This is a genomic window from uncultured Maribacter sp., assembly GCF_963974015.1.
Classification (GTDB): Bacteria; Bacteroidota; Bacteroidia; order Flavobacteriales; family Flavobacteriaceae; genus Maribacter.
Genome location: NZ_CAXBBZ010000001.1, coordinates 837,505 through 857,190, shown reverse-complemented (window position 1 = coordinate 857,190; position 19,686 = coordinate 837,505). Strand labels below are relative to the sequence as shown.

At 38.3% G+C, this 19,686-nt stretch carries 21 protein-coding genes and 1 tRNA gene; 11 read left to right on the top strand and 11 right to left on the bottom strand.

The window, feature by feature from the left end:
- The first annotated feature begins 11 nt into the window (after positions 1 to 11).
- Both AACZ41_RS03715 and AACZ41_RS03710 read left to right on the top strand, forming a co-directional pair.
- Positions 12 to 1,397 carry a hypothetical protein gene (locus AACZ41_RS03715; protein WP_339626651.1) on the top strand — a complete coding sequence of 462 codons (1,386 nt, stop codon included), beginning with the start codon at positions 12 to 14 and terminating at the stop codon, positions 1,395 to 1,397.
- 359 nt (positions 1,398 to 1,756) lie between these two features.
- Positions 1,757 to 2,140 carry a hypothetical protein gene (locus tag AACZ41_RS03710; protein ID WP_339626649.1) on the top strand — a complete coding sequence of 128 codons (384 nt, stop codon included), beginning with the start codon at positions 1,757 to 1,759 and terminating at the stop codon, positions 2,138 to 2,140.
- A gap of 87 nt (positions 2,141 to 2,227) precedes the next feature.
- On the opposite strand, the gene AACZ41_RS03705 is transcribed toward AACZ41_RS03710, so the two are convergent.
- Both AACZ41_RS03705 and AACZ41_RS03700 read right to left on the bottom strand, forming a co-directional pair.
- Entirely contained in the window at positions 2,228 to 2,647 is a 420-nt protein-coding gene (locus tag AACZ41_RS03705) for a site-specific integrase (protein ID WP_339626647.1), read from the bottom strand.
- Positions 2,648 to 2,708: 61 nt separating this feature from the next.
- Entirely contained in the window at positions 2,709 to 2,957 is a 249-nt protein-coding gene (locus tag AACZ41_RS03700; RefSeq protein ID WP_339626645.1) for a phage integrase SAM-like domain-containing protein, read from the bottom strand.
- 88 nt (positions 2,958 to 3,045) lie between these two features.
- Here AACZ41_RS03700 and AACZ41_RS03695 point away from each other — a divergent pair, with 88 nt between their 5' ends.
- Positions 3,046 to 3,231, top strand: coding sequence for a hypothetical protein (locus AACZ41_RS03695; protein ID WP_339626643.1), 186 nt, complete (start codon positions 3,046 to 3,048; stop codon positions 3,229 to 3,231).
- Between the two features lie 252 nt (positions 3,232 to 3,483).
- Here the strand turns inward: AACZ41_RS03695 and AACZ41_RS03690 are convergent, their stop codons facing one another.
- A complete protein-coding gene (locus tag AACZ41_RS03690) occupies positions 3,484 to 4,395 on the bottom strand; it encodes a helix-turn-helix transcriptional regulator (RefSeq protein WP_339626641.1) in 912 nt (303 codons plus the stop codon).
- A gap of 166 nt (positions 4,396 to 4,561) precedes the next feature.
- Between AACZ41_RS03690 and AACZ41_RS03685 the strand changes: the two genes are divergently transcribed.
- From AACZ41_RS03685 to AACZ41_RS03670, 4 genes are read left to right on the top strand one after another with little or no spacing between them, the layout of a single operon-like run.
- On the top strand, positions 4,562 to 5,014 hold the full coding sequence (locus AACZ41_RS03685; RefSeq protein WP_339626639.1) for a nuclear transport factor 2 family protein: 453 nt from the start codon (positions 4,562 to 4,564) through the stop codon (positions 5,012 to 5,014).
- Positions 5,015 to 5,043: 29 nt separating this feature from the next.
- Positions 5,044 to 5,505 (top strand): (2Fe-2S)-binding protein, encoded by a 462-nt coding sequence (locus AACZ41_RS03680; RefSeq protein WP_339626636.1) that lies wholly within the window; start codon positions 5,044 to 5,046, stop codon positions 5,503 to 5,505.
- A 23-nt stretch (positions 5,506 to 5,528) separates the two neighbouring features.
- A complete protein-coding gene (locus tag AACZ41_RS03675) occupies positions 5,529 to 7,781 on the top strand; it encodes a molybdopterin cofactor-binding domain-containing protein (RefSeq protein WP_339626955.1) in 2,253 nt (750 codons plus the stop codon).
- A 22-nt stretch (positions 7,782 to 7,803) separates the two neighbouring features.
- Entirely contained in the window at positions 7,804 to 10,056 is a 2,253-nt protein-coding gene (locus AACZ41_RS03670; protein ID WP_339626634.1) for a molybdopterin cofactor-binding domain-containing protein, read from the top strand.
- Between the two features lie 291 nt (positions 10,057 to 10,347).
- Here AACZ41_RS03670 and AACZ41_RS03665 read toward each other — a convergent pair whose 3' ends face one another.
- From AACZ41_RS03665 to AACZ41_RS03655, 3 genes are all read right to left on the bottom strand, one after another.
- Entirely contained in the window at positions 10,348 to 10,521 is a 174-nt protein-coding gene (locus AACZ41_RS03665; RefSeq protein ID WP_339626631.1) for a hypothetical protein, read from the bottom strand.
- 476 nt (positions 10,522 to 10,997) lie between these two features.
- Entirely contained in the window at positions 10,998 to 11,867 is an 870-nt protein-coding gene (locus tag AACZ41_RS03660; RefSeq protein WP_339626628.1) for an alpha/beta hydrolase-fold protein, read from the bottom strand.
- A gap of 80 nt (positions 11,868 to 11,947) precedes the next feature.
- Positions 11,948 to 12,337 carry a DUF983 domain-containing protein gene (locus tag AACZ41_RS03655; RefSeq protein ID WP_339626626.1) on the bottom strand — a complete coding sequence of 130 codons (390 nt, stop codon included), beginning with the start codon at positions 12,335 to 12,337 and terminating at the stop codon, positions 11,948 to 11,950.
- Positions 12,338 to 12,486: 149 nt separating this feature from the next.
- Here AACZ41_RS03655 and AACZ41_RS03650 point away from each other — a divergent pair, with 149 nt between their 5' ends.
- Positions 12,487 to 13,368 carry an AraC family transcriptional regulator gene (locus AACZ41_RS03650; RefSeq protein WP_339626624.1) on the top strand — a complete coding sequence of 294 codons (882 nt, stop codon included), beginning with the start codon at positions 12,487 to 12,489 and terminating at the stop codon, positions 13,366 to 13,368.
- Between the two features lie 127 nt (positions 13,369 to 13,495).
- Here the strand turns inward: AACZ41_RS03650 and AACZ41_RS03645 are convergent, their stop codons facing one another.
- The 5 genes from AACZ41_RS03645 to rseP form a co-directional block, all read right to left on the bottom strand.
- A complete protein-coding gene (locus AACZ41_RS03645) occupies positions 13,496 to 13,681 on the bottom strand; it encodes a hypothetical protein (RefSeq protein WP_339626622.1) in 186 nt (61 codons plus the stop codon).
- Positions 13,682 to 13,809: 128 nt separating this feature from the next.
- Positions 13,810 to 14,211 carry a phage integrase SAM-like domain-containing protein gene (locus AACZ41_RS03640; RefSeq protein WP_339626620.1) on the bottom strand — a complete coding sequence of 134 codons (402 nt, stop codon included), beginning with the start codon at positions 14,209 to 14,211 and terminating at the stop codon, positions 13,810 to 13,812.
- Positions 14,212 to 14,220: 9 nt separating this feature from the next.
- On the bottom strand, positions 14,221 to 14,469 hold the full coding sequence (locus tag AACZ41_RS03635) for an Arm DNA-binding domain-containing protein (protein ID WP_339626617.1): 249 nt from the start codon (positions 14,467 to 14,469) through the stop codon (positions 14,221 to 14,223).
- Positions 14,470 to 14,683: 214 nt separating this feature from the next.
- A tRNA-Asn gene (locus AACZ41_RS03630) sits at positions 14,684 to 14,757 on the bottom strand.
- An 81-nt stretch (positions 14,758 to 14,838) separates the two neighbouring features.
- Positions 14,839 to 16,191, bottom strand: a complete 1,353-nt coding sequence (gene rseP / locus AACZ41_RS03625) for an RIP metalloprotease RseP (RefSeq protein ID WP_339626615.1) — start codon at positions 16,189 to 16,191, stop codon at positions 14,839 to 14,841.
- Positions 16,192 to 16,353: 162 nt separating this feature from the next.
- Between rseP and AACZ41_RS03620 the strand changes: the two genes are divergently transcribed.
- The 3 genes from AACZ41_RS03620 to feoB all read left to right on the top strand — a co-directional run bounded on the left by AACZ41_RS03620 (position 16,354) and on the right by feoB (position 19,578).
- Entirely contained in the window at positions 16,354 to 17,028 is a 675-nt protein-coding gene (locus tag AACZ41_RS03620) for an SCO family protein (protein WP_339626613.1), read from the top strand.
- Between the two features lie 115 nt (positions 17,029 to 17,143).
- Positions 17,144 to 17,389, top strand: coding sequence for a FeoA family protein (locus AACZ41_RS03615; RefSeq protein ID WP_339626611.1), 246 nt, complete (start codon positions 17,144 to 17,146; stop codon positions 17,387 to 17,389).
- Entirely contained in the window at positions 17,386 to 19,578 is a 2,193-nt protein-coding gene (feoB, locus tag AACZ41_RS03610) for a ferrous iron transport protein B (RefSeq protein WP_339626609.1), read from the top strand. Before AACZ41_RS03615 ends, feoB begins: the two co-directional genes overlap by 4 nt.
- The last annotated feature ends 108 nt before the right edge of the window (positions 19,579 to 19,686 follow it).

Below are 19,686 nucleotides of genomic sequence, written 5' to 3'. Positions count from 1 at the left end.
ACAAGATCAACATGAGAAGAATTATCTTTCTATTTTCTTTTATCATATCTATCTCAAATCTAAAGGCACAGCAAAAGGTTAGCTATTTGCTTGACACGCAAGCAGATTTAAATAAGGTTACTATTCAAATCACATTTGATGGGTTATTGTCCAGTGATGCCCATTTAGTGATTCCAAGAAGTGCCCCGGGAACCTATATTCTAACCAACTATATAGCCTTTGTGGATGATGTTGTCGGTTATACAGATGTAGGTGAGCGGTTACCAGGAATAATTGGGGACGGAAGCTTCTTTTCGTTTGGAGAAGGTAATGACCTTCTGAATAAGGTGAGTTATACGATCGACATACAAAAAATGGAAATTGATTTATTGGATGCCTCCACGAGTTCCAAAGCCAGAAAAGACTATATGGGACTGTTCGGCTATTCAGTATTTGGATTTATTGAGGGAATGGAAACAAAGGCCATCAATTTAATGATCAATACCGACTCTTCATGGCCTATTTTCAGTACGTTAAGACCTGATACCAAAAGACAATACGGAACGGATAGCTATGAGGTTGAAAACTATGCCGAACTGGTTGATGCCCAGTATCTATTAGGTAAGGCTGTTCAGGTAATCCGTGTTGAAGAAGCACCAATTCCTTTATTTGTGGCATCCTTTGCCGAGACAACTGTTGATTTGGAAGATATAATGAACAAAGGCTTACTATCGCTGGAAAAACTTGCTGATTATTTTGGATACATTCCAATGCCTCATTATACCTTAGTTTACGAGTTTCTGAACCCTATATCAGCAAGACATGACTACGGCTTCAATATGGAGCATTTAAACAGTATGACGGCACACCGTGATATTTCCCAGGAATATGATACCAATAGAGAAATTGGGAGTATCACACATCATATAGCACATTCATGGGTTCCATTAAGGTCTTGGGGAGAAGGGTACCGACCATTTGCATGGCAAGTGGCCCCTCTAATCGAAACAATCTGGCTAAATGAAGGATTTATATGGTATGTTTCTTTCCAGCAAATCCTCAGCGACGAGGGAAGATTAAATTGGTGGAAATCCAACATAGACAATGCTCCGGATTATATTAAAAACAAAAACTTAAAAGAATTATCTCTTCTGGGCTCAACCCAATATGCCTCAGATTTTAGAATAGGGAAAAACCTTTTTTCCAGAGGAGCTTTAATGGCTTATGATTTAAATGACTTCATTCAAAAAGAAACCAATGGAAAAAAGTCCTTTAAGGATGCTATTCTTGGATTGCTTAATTGGTCAAAAGACAATCAAAGAGCATTTAAATACAATGAGATTGAGTCTATAATGTCTAAGGCCTCTGGTGTGGACTTAAGTCCGATATGGAATAAATGGCAAAATGCCCCGGAATAAGTAAAACGTTAAGTAACATTTTGTATAAGTAATGGCAGGCAATGTAACAAATATCAAGATTTGTAGTCCGCTCAAAAGGCGTAGCGGTTAGACAGGGAAGTGCCACGCAATCTGCCACTACTCATACTATTTACCGTTACCCAAGTTTTCTTGAAATCCTCTCCATTTCAGCACTAACTCTCTTCTGAACAACCTTACCATAATACTCTTGAGTTATTTTCATACTGGAGTGACCCAACAATTCACTAACTATCTCCATAGGAACGTCATTGTTAAATGGGGTTTTAATGAGTATTAATGATGCTAGTCATTGTTTTAGATCAGATTACTGAACACCTTTATTGATCAAAAGATTAAACATGGTCAAGAGGTTATTCACATATATGGGCTTTGCATTAGTGGTTTTATTATTCTTCAACAGTTGCAGCAGTGATGATCCATTTGATTTTTCACTCGACCCTACATGCGGTCGAAATATCAGTTTTATCATTGAAGTATCTCCTGAAGGGACTGGAAATGTCAGTAAATCAGAATTCGTTTACTCAGAAGGACTAGATGGATTAATGCCCACTCAGGTAGTCGAATTCTTTGCCACTCCAAAGGAAGGATATCAGTTCAAAAAATGGGACCTGGATCCAATAACAGATAAAATAGAAAACCCTTTTTCCCTGGTACCTTGTAAAATGAGCTCTACTATCAAAACGGTAAGAGTTACCGCTATGTTTGAAAAAATAGAAGATTAACGGACCAATTCGGCTGTTATGGCAAAAATCAATATAGCTTCTTACTTTCCGTAGTATTCAGAAACCTTTACTTATTTGATGGGAACATCATTGGCTGAAAATACTTGTGGCCCTACTCATCTCCTCACTCTCTCTCTTCTGAACAATCTTCCCATAATACTCTTGGGTAATCTTCATGCTTGAATGACCCAACAATTCACTCACTATCTCCATAGGAACGTCATTATAAAGCAGCACAGTGGAAGCAAATGTCTTTCTAGCCATGTGATGACTAATAGATTTGTTAATCCCTACTATCCCGGCAATTTCCTTTAGGTAAGAATTGATTTTTTGGTTACTGAATCTAGGAAGAGCATAGTCCCCAACATCCCGATATTTACCCAGAATCATTTTAGCCTTAGGAGGCAATGGCACCGAAATTAGTTTGTCAGTCTTTTCCCTTTTCATACTGATCCATTCATTGCCATCAAAACCCTTTATGATATGCTCCTTTCTTAGGTTGGACATTTCATGATATGCCAACCCTGTATAACAGCAGAAAATAAATAGGTCCTTGACCAATTAAAATCTAGGCTGTGAAATGGTGATCTTCGAGCAACTTTAATTCATCGGCTGAAAGGAATATCACTTCTTTCCTGACCCGACCGGGCTTATGCATTACAAATGGGTCACTTACAAGATATCCTTCGGCTACGGCTATCTTAATAGGTTTCCTGAACCTTTGTATCGACTTGTTGATTGTTACCTGTCTTTGATTCTTGACCGTTTTAAGGTAGTATTCAAAATCATTTAAAAAGGATTGGTCCAACTTTTTCAAAGGATAGTCCTTTATTGATATGGCGTTTCTGCGAAAGGAAAATATTGTGGACGGCAGAATCAAATTCCAGCCTAAGAAGACATCCAAAATGTACGATATCAAAGTCACTGAACAAATGCAGGAGATTTTAAAATTCTATATCAACAAAAAGAAACGGAAAGACTTTATTCTTCCAATTCTAAAGAGAGATTCGCTAGAACTTCAATACAAAGATGCGCAATGGGCATTAAAGAATTATAACAAAGGCCTTAAGAAAATTGCGGAGCTTTGCTAAATTGAAGAGCGTTTAACCTCTTATGTATCAAGAGGAGCTGAATGTTCTCTAAAAATCTTCAAATAAATCATATACTCCACTAATTAATAAGTCTCGTAAAAACATATTTAACGAGACTAATAAAAGACACGGCGAATGAGACACATTACTCATAAGTCGTCCAGACTAGGCAAAGTATCCTATAAAACGGCCGTTTAATGGGCCTAAAGAAGCGAAGTAGATACCCAACTAATATAAGCGTATAGGTAAAATTTAATTCAACATACGAAACTCACTTGGTGAATGCCCAACCTGTCTTTTAAACAAACGACTAAAATGTTGTGGATACTTAAAACCTAATTCATAGGCAATTTCACTCACCGATTTGTTGGGGTCGAAAACGCGTTCTTTCGCCACGGCGATGAGCTTGTTTTGAATGACTTCTTGGGCCGACTTTCCAGTTTCTTTTTTGATTAAGTCCCCAAAATAATTGGAGGACAAATGCAACTGGTCGGCAAAGTAGCTCACAGAAGGCAAACCCTCTTTTTGTGGTTTTTCTGAGGTAAAATAATCGTTCAATAAAGCATCGAACTTTTCTAGGGAACTTTGGTGTGCAGAATCCCTCGTAAGAAATTGTCGGTCATAGAAACGCATACAGTAATCCAAAAAGAGTTCAATATTGGCTACGATTAATTTCTTACTGTGCTTGTCTATCGTCTGCTCCAACTCAAACTGGATTTTCTCCAACAGACTCAAAATCACTTTACGCTCTTTTGCCGAAATGTGCAATGCCTCTTTTACGGAATAGGCGAAATAATTGTAGGTATGAATTTTACGTCCCAAATCCGTGTTGGCCAAAACATCAGGGTGAAATAGAAGCGCATATCCTTTCGGGACATAATTGGGTTCGTTTTTGGTCAATTCCACTTTTTGGTTCGGACCAACAAAAACCAAGGTGCCTTCGTCATAGTCATAATCCTTACCTCCATATTTTAATTTACATCCTTTGGCATCCTTCAAGAAAATCGCGTAGCAATTAAAATGTAGTGCGTCATGGTCATGAACGGTTTTTGCTTTTTCATCCACTGTTTTAAAATCGACCAAACCTACCAAAGGGTGTAATACTTCCTTATCTCGTAATTTGAGGTAATCACTTACGGAATCGATACGATACGCATTTTCCATTATCCAAATGAATTTAAGTTAAAGATAAGCTATTGATTTCCCGATAATCCAACTACATATTAAAAATCCGTAATAGTGGTATGAATATCCGTAATATAGGTAAGTCATTTGTTTTCAATGGATTGTACTTTTGAACATATCGATTACAATTTTAAAACAGCACACTATGGGAAATTTATTAATCGGACTCTTTTTAATTGTAATTTGTTCACCATCATTTGCCCAAGAGGTAACAACGGAAGAAGAAATCACAGCACTTTCCATGCAGAAATGGCAATGGATGGCCGATAAGAACTTGGATAAACTAGCCACCCTATTTCATGATAAGTCCAAATTTGTTCATATGAGCGGCTCTTGGAAAAAAGCCCGAGAACTCGAAATCATCGAAAGTGGAAGCATTTGGTACAAGAATGCCGATGTGCATGATGTCGCTGTAGAGATTTTTGGAGATGACACCGCTGTTCTTTGGAACAGAATCACCCTAGTCGCACACGTTCGGGGCAATGATGTTTCCAATGAATTTACCGTAACCGAATTCTATAAAAAAGAAGTGGAGGATTGGAAATTGTTGGACTTGACCTTCAGCAAGGTCAGGGATGAACATAAAATTGAGCATTAATTTGTAACTTCAAAGAAACATTTTTCATCATGGCAACATATACCTTAAACATCAACGGAGAAACAAAAGAAGTTGACGTCGACCCATCAACACCAATACTTTGGGTACTACGTGATCATATCAAATTGGTCGGAACAAAATATGGCTGTGGCATTGCCCAATGTGGGGCGTGCACGGTACATCTAGGCGATACTGCCGTACGCTCTTGCCAGCTTACTGTTTCCGCCGTGGGCGACCAAGAAATCACGACTATTGAGGGACTCTCAGAAAACGGTGACCATCCTGTGCAACAGGCTTGGTTGGAAGTCGATGTTCCCCAATGTGGCTACTGCCAAGCGGGTCAGATTATGACGGCTTCGGCTTTGTTGAAGAAGAATCCCAATCCTTCCGATGCTGAAATCGAATCGGCCATGGATGGTAACATCTGCCGATGTGGTACGTATACACGAATCAAAAAAGCTGTGAAAATGGCTTCGAAATCCGTGGTTTAATCCATCCAAAAAAGAGAAATCCAATGACAGCTATAAAAACAAAATTCGGAAGACGTGCCTTTATCAAGAACACGAGTCTTGCCAGTGGTGGAATGATACTTGGCTTTAATCTGTTGGCCTCTTGTAAAGACAAGACGGTCGCAGAGGTTATGCAAATGCCAAAGGAGTGGTTTGAAATCAATAGTTACTTAAAGATTGGTGATAACGGTTTGGTAACGGTGTATACCCCCAACCCTGAATTCGGTCAGAACATCAGAACTTCTATGCCCATGCTGGTGGCAGAGGAGTTGGATGTGGATTGGCAAAGCGTTCTGGTTGACCAAGCTCCTTATCACAAAGAAAAATTTGGATTCCAATTTACAGGTGGTAGCCAAGGAATTCGCAGACGATGGGAATCCCTGCGAACAGCTGGGGCAACGGCCAGGCATATGCTTCGAGAAGCAGCGGCACAAACTTGGAACGTGCCTCTAGAAGAAATTACTACGGAGTCCGGTGTATTGCAGCATACGGCTTCCGAAAAATCAGTGGGTTATGGTGAAATGGCAGCATTGGCGGCAACATTGGAAGTCCCCGAAGAAGTGAATTTGAAGGAGGTCAAGGATTTTAAAATCATTGGTACGTCCCGCAAAAATGTAGATGCAAAAGACATTGTGACGGGCAAGCCCATGTTCGGAATGGACTACCATAAAGAAGGCATGTTGATTGCCATGATTGTACATCCTCCGGCCTTTGGTATGACTTTAGATTCGGTAGATGGAGAGGCCGCGAAAGCCATGCCGGGCATCAAAGATGTGGTAACGATTAAAAGTTATAAAGAAGACTTTCAAAAAGCTGGTTTTGATACCAATGCTTTTCCCGAGTTGGTGGCCATCGTGGGTAACTCTACTTGGGAGGTCCTACAAGCCAAGAAGCAATTAAAAATTGACTGGAAGCCCATTGAAGCATCTACAGAAATCGTAAAGGGATTCAGAGGCGAACAAACCGTATATATCCCGGCAGAATTGGAATCTACGACGAGCCACAAAGCACAAATGGCCAAGCTAGCTGCAAAACCGGGTAAAATAACACGTAAAGACGGTAATCCAGAAAAAGCATTCAAGGAGGCTGCAAAAGTCTTGAAACGAAGCTATTCCGCGCCCTTTTTAGCGCACAATACCATGGAACCCTTGAACGCTTTTGCCCATGTACAGGGAGACAAGGTGAAGCTTGCAGGACCCATGCAAATTCCTTCCTCGGTGGTACCCGCGATTAGCAGTAGCCTGGGAATTCCCGAAGAAAATATTGAGATGGACATTCCCCGAATGGGAGGTGGATTTGGCCGTAAAGCCTATGGACACTATGTGTTGGAGGCGGCATTAATTTCACAAAAAGTGAATGCGCCCATAAAATTGGTCTATACTCGTGAGGACGATATGACCAACGGCATTTACCGTCCTACCTATCAAGCGACCTATCGTGCCGCTTTTGATGCCGATAATAAGTTGACGGCATTGCATGTAAAGGCGGGCGGAATACCTGAGAGTCCTTTGTTTGCGAATCGTTTTCCGGCAGGGGCCTTGGACAATTATATGGCCGAAGAGTGGTCGATCGATTCGAATATCACTATAGGGGCATTCCGGGCGCCACGCTCAAATTTTATGGCGGGTGCCGAACAAGCGTTTTTGGATGAGATTGCGGAGACCCTAGGCAACGACCCGATTCAATTTCGGTTGGACTTGCTCAAACGTGCCAAGGATAATCCTGTAGGGGAACAGAACGATTATGATGCTGACCGCTACGCGGGAGTTCTTGAACTGGTTCGGGAGAAATCAGGCTGGACAGAAAACGATTCGAGTGTCAACAGAGGGGTTTCGGCCTATTTCTGTCACAACTCCTATGCTGCCCATATTTTAGATGTCACTATGGAAGACGGGAAGCCCGTGGTAGAAAAAGTATGTTGTGCCATTGATTGTGGTATTGTGGTCAACCCCGATGCTGCCAAAAACATGGCGGAGGGAGCGATTACAGATGGTATAGGAAACGCCCTTTTTGGTGAACTGACTTTTGAGGAAGGCGTGCCTACAAAGAACAACTTTCATACCTACCGCATGATTCGTTCCAGTGAAGCGCCTAAAGAAATCGATGTGCATTTTGTGCAAAACGAAATTGAACCTACGGGTATGGGCGAACCGCCATTCCCTCCCATTTTTGGGGCGGTTGCCAATGCATTATATAAAGCTACAGGACAACGACACTATGAGCAGCCCTTTGTAAAGGAAAAGCAAGTGGTTGGTTAAACTTCAAAACAGCATCTATTCCATGGCAGCAGCAAAAACCAAAATCGGAAGACGCTCATTTATCAAAACATCGGCTTTGGCGGGTGGTGGACTCCTGCTAAGTTTTAATTGGTTGGCATCGTGTAAAATGACTCCCGAAGAAGTATCCACTTTGCCCAAAGAATGGTTTGAGCTCAACGGCTATTTAAAAATTGGAGACAACGGATTGGTTACCATCATGTCTCCCAATCCTGAAGGGGGACAAGGTGTAAAAACGTCCATGCCGATGATCGTAGCGGATGAATTGGATATCGATTGGAAAGATGTTATCGTCGAACAAGCCCCATTGAATACGGAACTATATCGACGTCAATTTATCGGTGGCAGTCAGGCGATTCGACAAGGTTGGGAAAGTCTTCGAATGGCGGGGGCATCTGCACGACAGATGCTTAAAGAAGCCGCTGCCCAAGCTTGGGAAGTTCCAGTTGCTGAAATCACTACCGCCGCGGGTAGGTTACAACATGGGTCAAGCAACAATTCTGCCTCTTATGGTGAAATGGCTTCGGCTGCCTCAGGAATTCCTGTTCCCGAAGAAGTGGTGTTGAAGGAAATCAGTGATTTCAATATCATCGGGACCTCACAGAAAAATGTAGACGGACAAAAAATCGTTACTGGAAAACCCTTGTTCGGAATCGATACCTACAAAGAAGGTATGTTGACCGCGATGATTGTACATCCTCCTGCTTTTGGATTGCAGTTTAAGTCTATGGATGCGACTACGGCCAAAGCAATGCCCGGCATTCAAGATGTTTTTCCCATCAAAGTATTGAACGATAATTTTACACGACAGCATTTTGACACCTGCGCCTTTCTTGAAGTAGTAGCGCTAGTGGGAAATTCTACTTGGGAAGTCATGCAGGCCAAAAAGACCTTGACTGTTGAATGGGAAACTTTTGAAACCTATTCCGAAGAAAGACAGCCGTATAGTGGACCACAGCAAACCCTGACCATTCCTGCGGGCCTGGAAAGTACCGAAATCCATCGAAAAAAAATGACTGAAATGGCTTCTGCAAAGGCAAAAGTGGCTCGTAGAGATGGTAATCCGGAAGCAGCATTTCGAAACGCGGCAAAGGTGATTGAACGCACCTATTCCGCACCATTTTTGGCCCATAATTGTATGGAACCTATGAACTTTTTCGCTGATGTAAAAGAGGACAGTGCGCAACTGTCCGGCCCATTGCAAAAAGCGGAACTGACGGAACAGACTTTGGCCAAGCGTTTGGGCATTCCTGTAGAACAAATTGATATTGAAATGACGCGACTCGGCGGCGGATATGGCCGACGGTCGTATGCGAATTGGTCTGTGGAAGCTGCGTTGATTTCCCAAAAGATGAAGGCTCCGGTGAAGTTGGTTTATACCCGTGAGGATGATATGACCGGCGGTATCTATCGCCCAAGCTATCAAGTCACCTATAAAGCTGCTTTGGATTCCAAAAACAACCTAACTGCGATTCATATAAACGCAGGGGGAATTCCTGAAAGTCCCTTGTATGAGGACCGTTTTCCTGCCGGTGCGGTGGACAACTACCTAGCCGAAAGTTGGACGATAAACACCAACATTACGATTGGCTCTTTTAGGGCGCCACGCTCAAATTTTATGGCTAGTGCCGAACAGTCGTTTTTAGATGAGTTAGCCGAAACCCTAGGCAAAGACCCCATCGATTTTCGATTGGAACTTTTGGAACGCGCAAAAAACAACCCAGTTGGAGAAAAGAACGATTATGATGCTACGCGCTATGCCGGCGTACTGCAATTGCTAAAGGAAAAGTCGAATTGGGATGCTTCAGCTGACAATGCACACCGTGGCGTAGCAGCGTATTTCTGCCATAACTCCTATGCCGCCCAAGTGTTGGATGTGACCCTAGAAGGTGACAGACCTGTAGTTCAAAAAGTTACTTGTGTTTTGGATTGTGGCATTGTGGTCAACCCTGATGGCGCAAAAAACATGGCCGAAGGTGGCATCGTAGACGGAATCGGCAACGCCCTTTTCGGAGAACTGACTTTTAAAGCAGGTGCACCTGAAAAGACAAATTTCGATAGTTACCGTATGATTCGAATGAGCGAGGCACCGAAGGAAATCGACGTTCATTTTGTTGAAAACAACATCGACCCAACAGGATTGGGCGAACCTACCTTCCCACCAATTTTTGCTGCATTGGCGAATGCTTTGTATCAAGCAACGGGCAAAAGACATTATCGACAGCCTTTTGTTGCCCAAAAGAACTTTCTAGGATAACAAATTCATGGGCAAGGATGGTCTCGAAAAACGAACGTTTTTTGGGAATCGACCCGTCTTTCCAGAGGGTCTCATTAACCTTCGATTAGCTAAGACCATTAAATAAAATTAAAATATTGATCATCTATTTCTCACATATCCTGTATTATTTTCCAATAGAAATAGAGATTTGGAATTAACTAAAAATGAATTAATATAACACAATCTACTTTAATCTAAATACCCCTGAATTTGATATTATTGTTTTGAACTGTAACCTTACAAAAAAGTTTTGAATAGTAATACTTTTATTTATCCCGCATCAAACGTTGAAGATTGTTTTGCAGCCAATAGCCAAACATTTGTAAATTTCTTAGGTATCCAATCCTTTTTATCAATGGGCAGATTTGCAGGTTGCTGCAACTTCCTTCCCACAACTATGGAAATGTTTTCGTTTAGCGTGATAGTTTCAATAATTCGTTCCACTACGGGAAATCGATGTCCACTATTGATCAGTACAATAATTTCTTTTGCAGGTACATTTTTTCCATTGGTAATGTTACGACATTATTTGGAGACCAAATTTTTAACAATGAAGTTGAATTGACTATGTCCAGCTATTCCGACCAATATTTTTCCAGCCTTCTTATTTCCTCTTCATCTTTTGATTGACTTAATGTGAGTAACGTCATCAAAACTAATAATAGTGGTAAAAAATAATTATTTTCTGATATAAGATCTTCCTATAGAATTTGAATTTAGAGCCTGTTTAAATTTGTATGATTGAATTTTTGTATAGCCTATTTTGATGCAGAACGAGGCAAAATTGAAAATAATAGCTGGGCTACTTGATGAAATTCTAACGAAATAATGCGCAAAAAGAGGCAGAGAAAAACAATTTATGGAAACTTAATCAGGCTCTTAATATTTCTAATCATTGACGAACTTGCAGCTTAGCTAAACTATTTTCGAAAAGAATCTGAAATAAATGTCATGAACTCAGGCATTACATTTCGCCAATACGACCAGTCATGTGCTCCGTTCTGTATTCTGAATTCGTGCTCTACACCCTTATTTTTTAGTAAAGTGTGTAACATAACGTTGTTAGGCGACAAATAATCATCGTCCCCACAACTTATATACCATTTTGCCTCATTCACTTTTTCTGTGGACAAGTTTTCAAAATATGAGTACACATCATAAGGTTTATACCAATCGATCAATACTTTTTCGCTGACATTTGGAAACTTTCCTTTTAAATATTGCTTATCATATTTTCTCACTGCCCCACTTAATGCACATACTACCGAGAATTTATCCGGTTGATGCAGAGCATATTGTAAAACGGCGGCTCCTCCTAATGAAGCTCCAGCAATGGCCCTACTATCTTTCTCGGTACGGCAACGGTAATTTTCTTCGATATGTGGTATCAATTCCTTGAAAAAGAAATCCTCAAAGCTAAAATCGCCTTCAGGATCATTGAAATAACTAATTCTTTTTGACCCGTAATTCGCATCTGGGGTCACCACTATCATAGGTTCCATATCTCCATTTGCAATGGAACTATCCAAATATTTTTTTAAACCACCGTAATAGAACCAAGATCTTTGGTCCGGAATTGTGTTACGAGGTCCGGCAGGGTGCAGTAAATAAAGTACAGGGTAGCTTCTATCAGAAGAATTATAACCGGCAGGTAAATAGATGGAATATTGGCGATCCATTTTTAAAATGGTACTGTGAAGGGTTTTTTCCTCGAAAGCTTCTCCAAGATTTTGAGCCTGTACGGAAATTGCAACAAGTAAAAAGGTCAGTAAAATAATAAAATGTTTCATAATAAATTTAGTATAGTTTGAAAGTTATTGTAAATCTAAAAAAAGGTTTTAAAGCAGAGTGGGTATAGTTTGAAGTAAGATTATCCGGTCTTTTTTTCCCGCTTTTCATAAGACAAGAAAATGTTAATCCAGATATTTCTAGAAATTCTTAGAATAATAGGTAGCGCCATAACCATTACAGCGACTATAATGCAATATGTTGTTATCAAACCCAAATCAAATACAAGATATCCCAATACAAACGCCGCTGTGGCGAAAGCCAGTCCAACAGGATAACTTACATACATTGCCCCGTAGAAAAATGAAGGTTCAATTTTATATTTGGTGTTACAATCACTACATCTTTCTTTCATTTTCAAAGTACTGCGAAGTTTATATGTGTTACTTTCCATGTACATACTTTCATTTTGACAAACAGGACAAGTGCCCGAAAAAATACCGTAAACCTTTGTGCCTTTCAGAAATTCCATAGCTACTTTTTTAAGTCAACTCATGCATAAAATATTCTCACTACCATGTTCATGATAAAAAGCAAAGGTAGGATTGTAAAGTATTTACATGTTTACAGGATATTCCCCAATAATTGTACTTTTAGGACATTATAATAAAAATTTTACTTTTGATACCCATCTTGAATATTGAGCAGTTCGATAGAGTAATACATTCTAATGATGTATATAGTAATGAATTGAGCGACCATTTAACGAAAAATAAAGAAATAGTACATAGTGCCCATAGACATGATTTTTTTCTATGTGTATTCTTCACCAAAGGCACCGGGATACATGAAATCGATTTTAACAATTTTGATATTCAACCTGGCTGTGTCTTTTTTTTAAAACCTGGTCAAACACATCTATGGAGATTTGATAGTGACCCCGAAGGATTCATCTTTTTTCATACTAGGGATTTTTTTGAGTTCGGATTTTCAAATGCCAAGTTAACCCAATTCCCTTTTTACTATTCAGATGAAAACCCACCAAACCTTCAGTTGAAATGTGATGATTTTAAATCGATCAAAGGGCTTTTTAAGGAAATAAATGATGAATATTATAAAGATGCAATGTATAAGGAGCAAAAGTTGTCTAGTCTTATTAATCTTATATATATCGATTTGACCCGTCTCTATACCAGCTTTGAATCATATAGAGTTATAGGTTCAACAGTTTATTTGAGTTACTTAAGAAAGTTTGAAGAGTTAATTCAAAAGTATTACAGAAAAAAGAAATCCGTTGCATTTTATGCCAAAGAGCTTAATATCTCATCGAAACATTTGAACAGAATTACCACCAATACCATAGGCAAGACACTATCTGAAATAATTAATGGGCGGACTATCTTAGAGGCAAAGCGTCTTTTGGTACACTCAGAAGATTCGTTAGCGGAAATTTCCGATAGCTTAGGGTATGAGGATTATGCCTATTTTTCGAAGGTTTTTAAAATGAGAACAAAAACAACACCGTCTAATTTTCGTGATAATTATAAAAAACAAAATCCTTAAAATATAGTTCTTTTTTGTTTTTTTAATTATTAAAATCCATTCTTTTAATTTCATCTATAGTCTTTCCAGACCTCAGTAATTCTAAGATTTCAAAGGAAGCCTCATTCTCAACTATCAAGCCATTCGATTAACATATACTAGTTTCATAATAACCATCATTCTTTTCGGACCAACGCACGTCATAGGCATAAACAATGTACTCCTCGCCAACAGTAAAATCATCTCCACAATCTCCATATCCAAGACCCGTTATAATCTCTATTGATTTACCATCAAAGCCCTTTATGATATGTTCCCTTCTTAGGTTTGCCATTTCATGATATGCTAATCCCGTATAACAGCAAAAGATAAAAAGGTCCTTCACTAATTGTAGCCTAGGTTGAGCGAAACAATGATTTTCCAACTTTACCAATTCTTCGGTAGAAAGGAAAATAATCTCTTTTAATACTCTTCCTGGTTTGTGTTGTATAAATGGGTCTTCTCCAAATAACCTTCCGCTAGAGCTACCTTAATAGGCTTCCTGAATCGTTGTATAGCCTTGTTTATCGTAATCTGTTTCTGATTCTTGACAGTTTTAAGATAGTATTCAAAATCATCTAAAAATGATTGATCTAACTTGTTTAAAGAGTAATCATTTTTCTTATACTTCGACTTAATAAATGCTGCCACGTCAGTACAAACGTATTCTGACTTCTTCCAAGTAGACAATTTGATATCTTTTCCTACTAGCTTTGATTGCTTAGGTAAAAACTTATCAAAATAGGATATTACATACTCATTCTTCTTTTCCGTTTTGCCTTGGTACTTTGCAAGGGTTTTCTCAACTCCAAATGTATCATCCACTAGCTACAATTATAGGTATGCCTTCTTAATATTTACTGTAATAATCTCTAACTGCAGATTGATTTGTTGATTTGCAACGGTTCTTGAACTGGCTAGCTGCTTCTTAGCATTCCATTCGAATGGGGCAATAAACTCTCCAGTTGAGAATTGTTTCCTTCTTTTCAAGTAAGTGATTCTACAATAAATGGGGCAGGTTCCTTGCTTGTTGGTTTTTTCTTTTTTTAACAAGAACAGGACCGATAAATTTCTTTGATTCATAACCAATTGGTTTTTATGTTAAACAATTGGCATGCAATTCGGAAAGTGGGGTACCTGAGATTTTGAATGGGGTACCTAATTTCAAGTTTTAAGTTGACAAGTTGACTTTTTATTGGAAAGAGCTGATTTAGCCTAAAACTATCGCAAAGCACCGTCAGTATTGACTAAAAACAAAAAATCCAACCTAAATAAATAGATTGGATTTCGTTTTTTGCTCCCCCTCTTGGGCTCGAACCAAGGACCCTCTGATTAACAGTCAGATGCTCTAACCAACTGAGCTAAGGAGGAAAATAACCCGTTTTAGTTTCCTAAAGCGGGTGCAAATATAGTAGTTTTTTGAAACTCGCCAAATAAATAAATGCTGTTTTTTTATTTAAATAACCATTTATATAAATCGTTACCATTTGCGAACAATAAAAGTGCTATTAAAATAAAGAATCCTGTGATTTGAGCGTACTCTAAAAACTTATCGCTTGGCTTTCTACCAGTGACCATTTCATATAGTAAGAACATTACATGACCACCATCTAAAGCAGGAATAGGCAAAATGTTCATAAACGCTAGGATAATAGAAATAAAAGCTGTTGTAGCCCAAAATGCAGGCCAGTTCCATGTATCTGGAAACATACCCCCTATTGCAGCGAAACCACCAACCTCTTTATAGGCACCAGTATCTGGGTTGAATATTTTCTTCATCCCTTTGATGTAGTCTGTAAGTGTTTTAACGCCTTTGTTCCATCCTGCTGGTATAGACTCTAAAAAGGTATAGTTTAAAGTTTTAACTTTAAAATAACCTTTCTCTGCATATTCCTCCATAGTATCGAAACCAAGAGACACACCCAATTTACCTTCATCTGATATTTTTGCTTGTAACGGAACATTGGTTCCATTACGTTTTACAACCAGATTTACGGTTTTTCCCTTATTTTCTTCCAAGTAAGGGGACACTTGATCTAAATATTCAACAGCAGTACCTTCAATCTCAATTAATGCATCTCCCTTTTCAAAGCCCGTTGTTGAATTTGGGGAATTTTTTGGAACACTATTTATAATAAAAGGACTTCTTTGACTTATAAACCTGGCATTTTCTTTGTTAGCCGATATCGTTTCAATAAAATCTACAGGAACTTTCTTTTCAATTTTATTGCCGTCTCTTTCAATGGTGAATTTTTCACCGTACACCAATTCGTAAGGTATCGTCTGTAAGTTCTCTACTTCTTTACCATCAATCGTAACAAATCGGTCTCCTGTTTTAATACCTAACGCATCTCCTAAGTTTGTATCTGTTACCCAGACACCATCTTTTAAACCATCATTTGAAATATACTGCTCACCGTAAGTAAAAGCTAAACCGATAAAAATTATAACGGCCAGTACGAAATTAACAGTAACACCACCTAACATAATAATTAAACGTTGCCAAGCCGGCTTACTTCGAAACTCCCACTCCTTCGGTTCTTCGGCCATGGCCTCTTTATCCATGCTTTCATCGATCATACCAGATATTTTCACATATCCGCCTAAAGGCAGCCAACCAATACCGTATTCCGTCTCTCCTATTTTTTTCTTGAAAAGCGCAAATTTCACATCAAAGAACAAGTAGAATTTTTCTACTCTTGTTTTAAAATATTTTGCGGGTATAAAATGACCTAACTCGTGTAAAACTATTAGTATAGAAAGGCTTAAAAAAAATTGTATCGTCTTTATAATTATGGGGCTCATTCTTTTTTCCTGAAAATTAAAATCGGACAAAAGTACATTTTTACAACCGCTTAAAAAAAGAAACAGGCAAAGGTCGAGATATTTTAAGAATAATTTATCAGGTATAGACGCCAATTCACTTGAAAGCTATTGTGCCCTAACGTACCTTTACAAAAAATAAATATGCGGTCTTTCTTCGCTAAATTCAAGTTTTTTGGTTTGGTACTCCTATTAATTTCAGGAGTTATCGTGTACCTTTTTTACAATGCCCTGGTACCTAAAAAATTACTTCCTGTATATTCACCAGCCATGGTAAATTCAGAATTAGTTTCTGAAGAAATTCAACATATTAGAAAGTACCATACTATTGGAGATTTTTCGTTGACTAATCAAAACGGAAAAATTATTACTCAAGAAGACTACAAGGATAAAATTTATATCGCCGATTTCTTTTTCACCACTTGTCCTACCATCTGCCCTATAATGACCAAAAACATGGCAGATATACAAAAAGAAATTATTGGTGACGATGACGTGCTACTTTTATCTCATTCTGTAACCCCAGAAATAGATTCGGTAGCTCAGTTGAAAAAATATGCTGTTGAAAAAGGTGTTGATGATAGTAAATGGAATTTGCTTACTGGTGATAAAAAACAAATTTATGACCTTGCGCGTAAATCCTATTTGGCCGTTAAGACCGATGGTGATGGCGGACCTTTCGATATGATACATACCGAAAATTTCATCCTTGTAGATAAACAAAAGCGAATACGTGGCTTTTACGACGGCACCAATAAAGAAGATATAAAACAACTTTTGATCGACCTTGAAATTCTTAGAGCGTCCTATCAAGAATAAATCGAATACTACTGAGTATAAGGCATAGAAAGTCCGTTTATTTTAAGAGGATATTAATCCCTAATTAAAATATTTCCTTTACTTTTGCCTTACTTATAATGAATCTAAATAAAGATTGGAAACTACCGTTGCAGATTTAAGGAGAGGCCAAAAGGGAATTATTAAAGAATTCACTGAAGATTTTTTGCCTATAAAATTACTTGAACTTGGTTGTTTGCCTGGTAATGTAGTAGAACTGGTACAAGTAGCACCATTAAAGGATCCTATTTATATTAATGTTAATGGATCTCATATTGCCATTAGAAGAGAAATGGCACTTCATATAGCTCTTGAAATCATTGAAGACAATGCGATCGTATGAGCAAACAAATCAATGTAGCCCTAATAGGGAATCCTAACACAGGTAAAACATCGGTTTTTAATCAATTAACCGGTCTCAACCAAAAAGTCGGTAATTATCCTGGTATTACTGTTGAGAAAAAAGAAGGTATTTGCAAATTACCTAGAGGTGTAAAAGCGCACATATTAGATTTACCCGGTACCTATAGTTTAAATACCACCTCATTAGATGAAAGTGTCGCCGTAGAACTTCTCTTAAATAAAAATGATAAAGACCACCCAGACGTTGCCGTTGTCGTTTCCGATGTAGAGAATTTAAAGAGAAACCTTCTACTTTTCACCCAAATAAAAGATTTAAAAATACCTGCCATCTTAGTAATTAATATGGCCGACCGTATGTCTCGAAAAGGGATTACGATAGACATTGATTTATTAGAAAAGAAACTGAACTGCAAAATTGCTTTGGTAAGTACCCGAAAAGAAACAGGTATTGACAAGCTTAGAGAATTAATTTCAGATTACAAAAATCTTTCAAAGGCACAAAATGTAGATACTTCTGTAATTGCCCCAGAATATTTTGATAAACTTCGAGAGACATTTCCTAAAGAAGATGTCTACAAACTTTGGTTGGTCATCACACAAGATGTCAATTTCATGCCTTTAGAAAAGAAGTTATTTAAAGACGCCTCCTCTTTTGCGACCAAATCGAAATCTGAACTAAAGCGGCTTCAACAAAAAGAGACCATTTTAAGATACCAGTTTATTAATGGAATTTTAAAAGAAACTTATAAGGTCGATGTTAATGCTGCCAAAGGTTTTAGGGCAACTTTAGACAAAGTGTTGACCCATAAAGTATTTGGATACGCCATATTCTTATTAATTCTATTGACTATTTTCCAAGCTATTTATGGATGGAGCGAATACCCAATGGATTTGATTGATGGCTTTTTTGCTTCTGCCACAGAATGGGTAAAAGATACGCTACCGCCAGGCGTGTTTACCAACCTTATCGCTGAAGGTATTTTAGCCGGCATTGGTGGCATCGTAATATTCATTCCACAGATAGCTTTCCTATTCCTCTTTATAGCATTACTTGAAGAGACAGGCTATATGAGTAGGGTGGTTTTTTTAATGGATAGAATAATGCGTCCTTTTGGTTTAAGCGGTAAAAGTGTTGTGCCCTTAATTTCAGGTACTGCCTGTGCAATACCCGCGGTAATGGCTACGAGAACAATAGAAAACTGGAAAGAAAGGCTTATTACCATATTGGTTGTCCCTTTTACAACATGCTCTGCTAGACTACCTGTTTATTTGATTATTATCGCATTGGTCATTCCTGAAGGCAGCCTACTGGGCTTAAGCTACAAAGCCCTGACTCTTATGCTTTTGTACCTATTAGGTTTTGGGGCTTCCATTTTTTCGGCACTTATCTTAAATAAGATATTAAAAATTAAGAGTAAATCATTTTTTGTAGTTGAAATGCCCAATTACAAATTACCATTGCTTAAAAATGTTGGGTATACAGTTCTTGAAAAAACTAAAAGCTTTGTTTTTGGAGCGGGTAAAATCATTCTTGCCATTTCAATTATTCTATGGTTTCTAGGTTCCAACGGATTTTCTGATGAATTCAAAAATGCAGAAACAATTGTAGCTAATAGGGTTAAACAACAAGGTTTTAGCACTAGTAGTGAAATATATTTTGAAAACAACCAAGATGATTTAAATACTGGTTTAGATGCCGAGTATACAGCACTGCAACAGAAAGAACTTGAAGAGCGCGCCATAAGCCAAGAGATTGCAAGCTATAAACTAGAACATTCTTACATGGGCTACATGGGAAAAGCAATAGAACCCATTGTCAGACCATTGGGCTATGATTGGAAAATAGGCATTGCAGTACTTACTTCTTTTGCTGCAAGGGAAGTCTTTGTAGGCACCCTTGCAACAATTTACAGCGTAGGCAATGATGAGGAAGAAACTATTAAAAATAGAATGGCTGCAGAAGTTAACCCGATAACTAAAAAACCGCTTTTTAATTTGGCTTCTGGTATTTCCCTACTTTTATTCTATGCTTTTGCCATGCAATGTATGAGTACTTTAGCTGTCGTAAAAAGAGAGACAAATTCTTGGAAATGGCCAGCAGGACAACTAGTTTTCATGAGTCTTTTTGCGTATCTTGTTGCTTTAATAGCTTATCAATTATTAAAATAAAATGGACACTTTACAACACATATTAGTTTACATAACACTAGCAATTTCTGTAGGTTATATAGTTTCCAAATTTTTTCTGCCAAAATCAATTTGGTCAGGTAAAAAGTC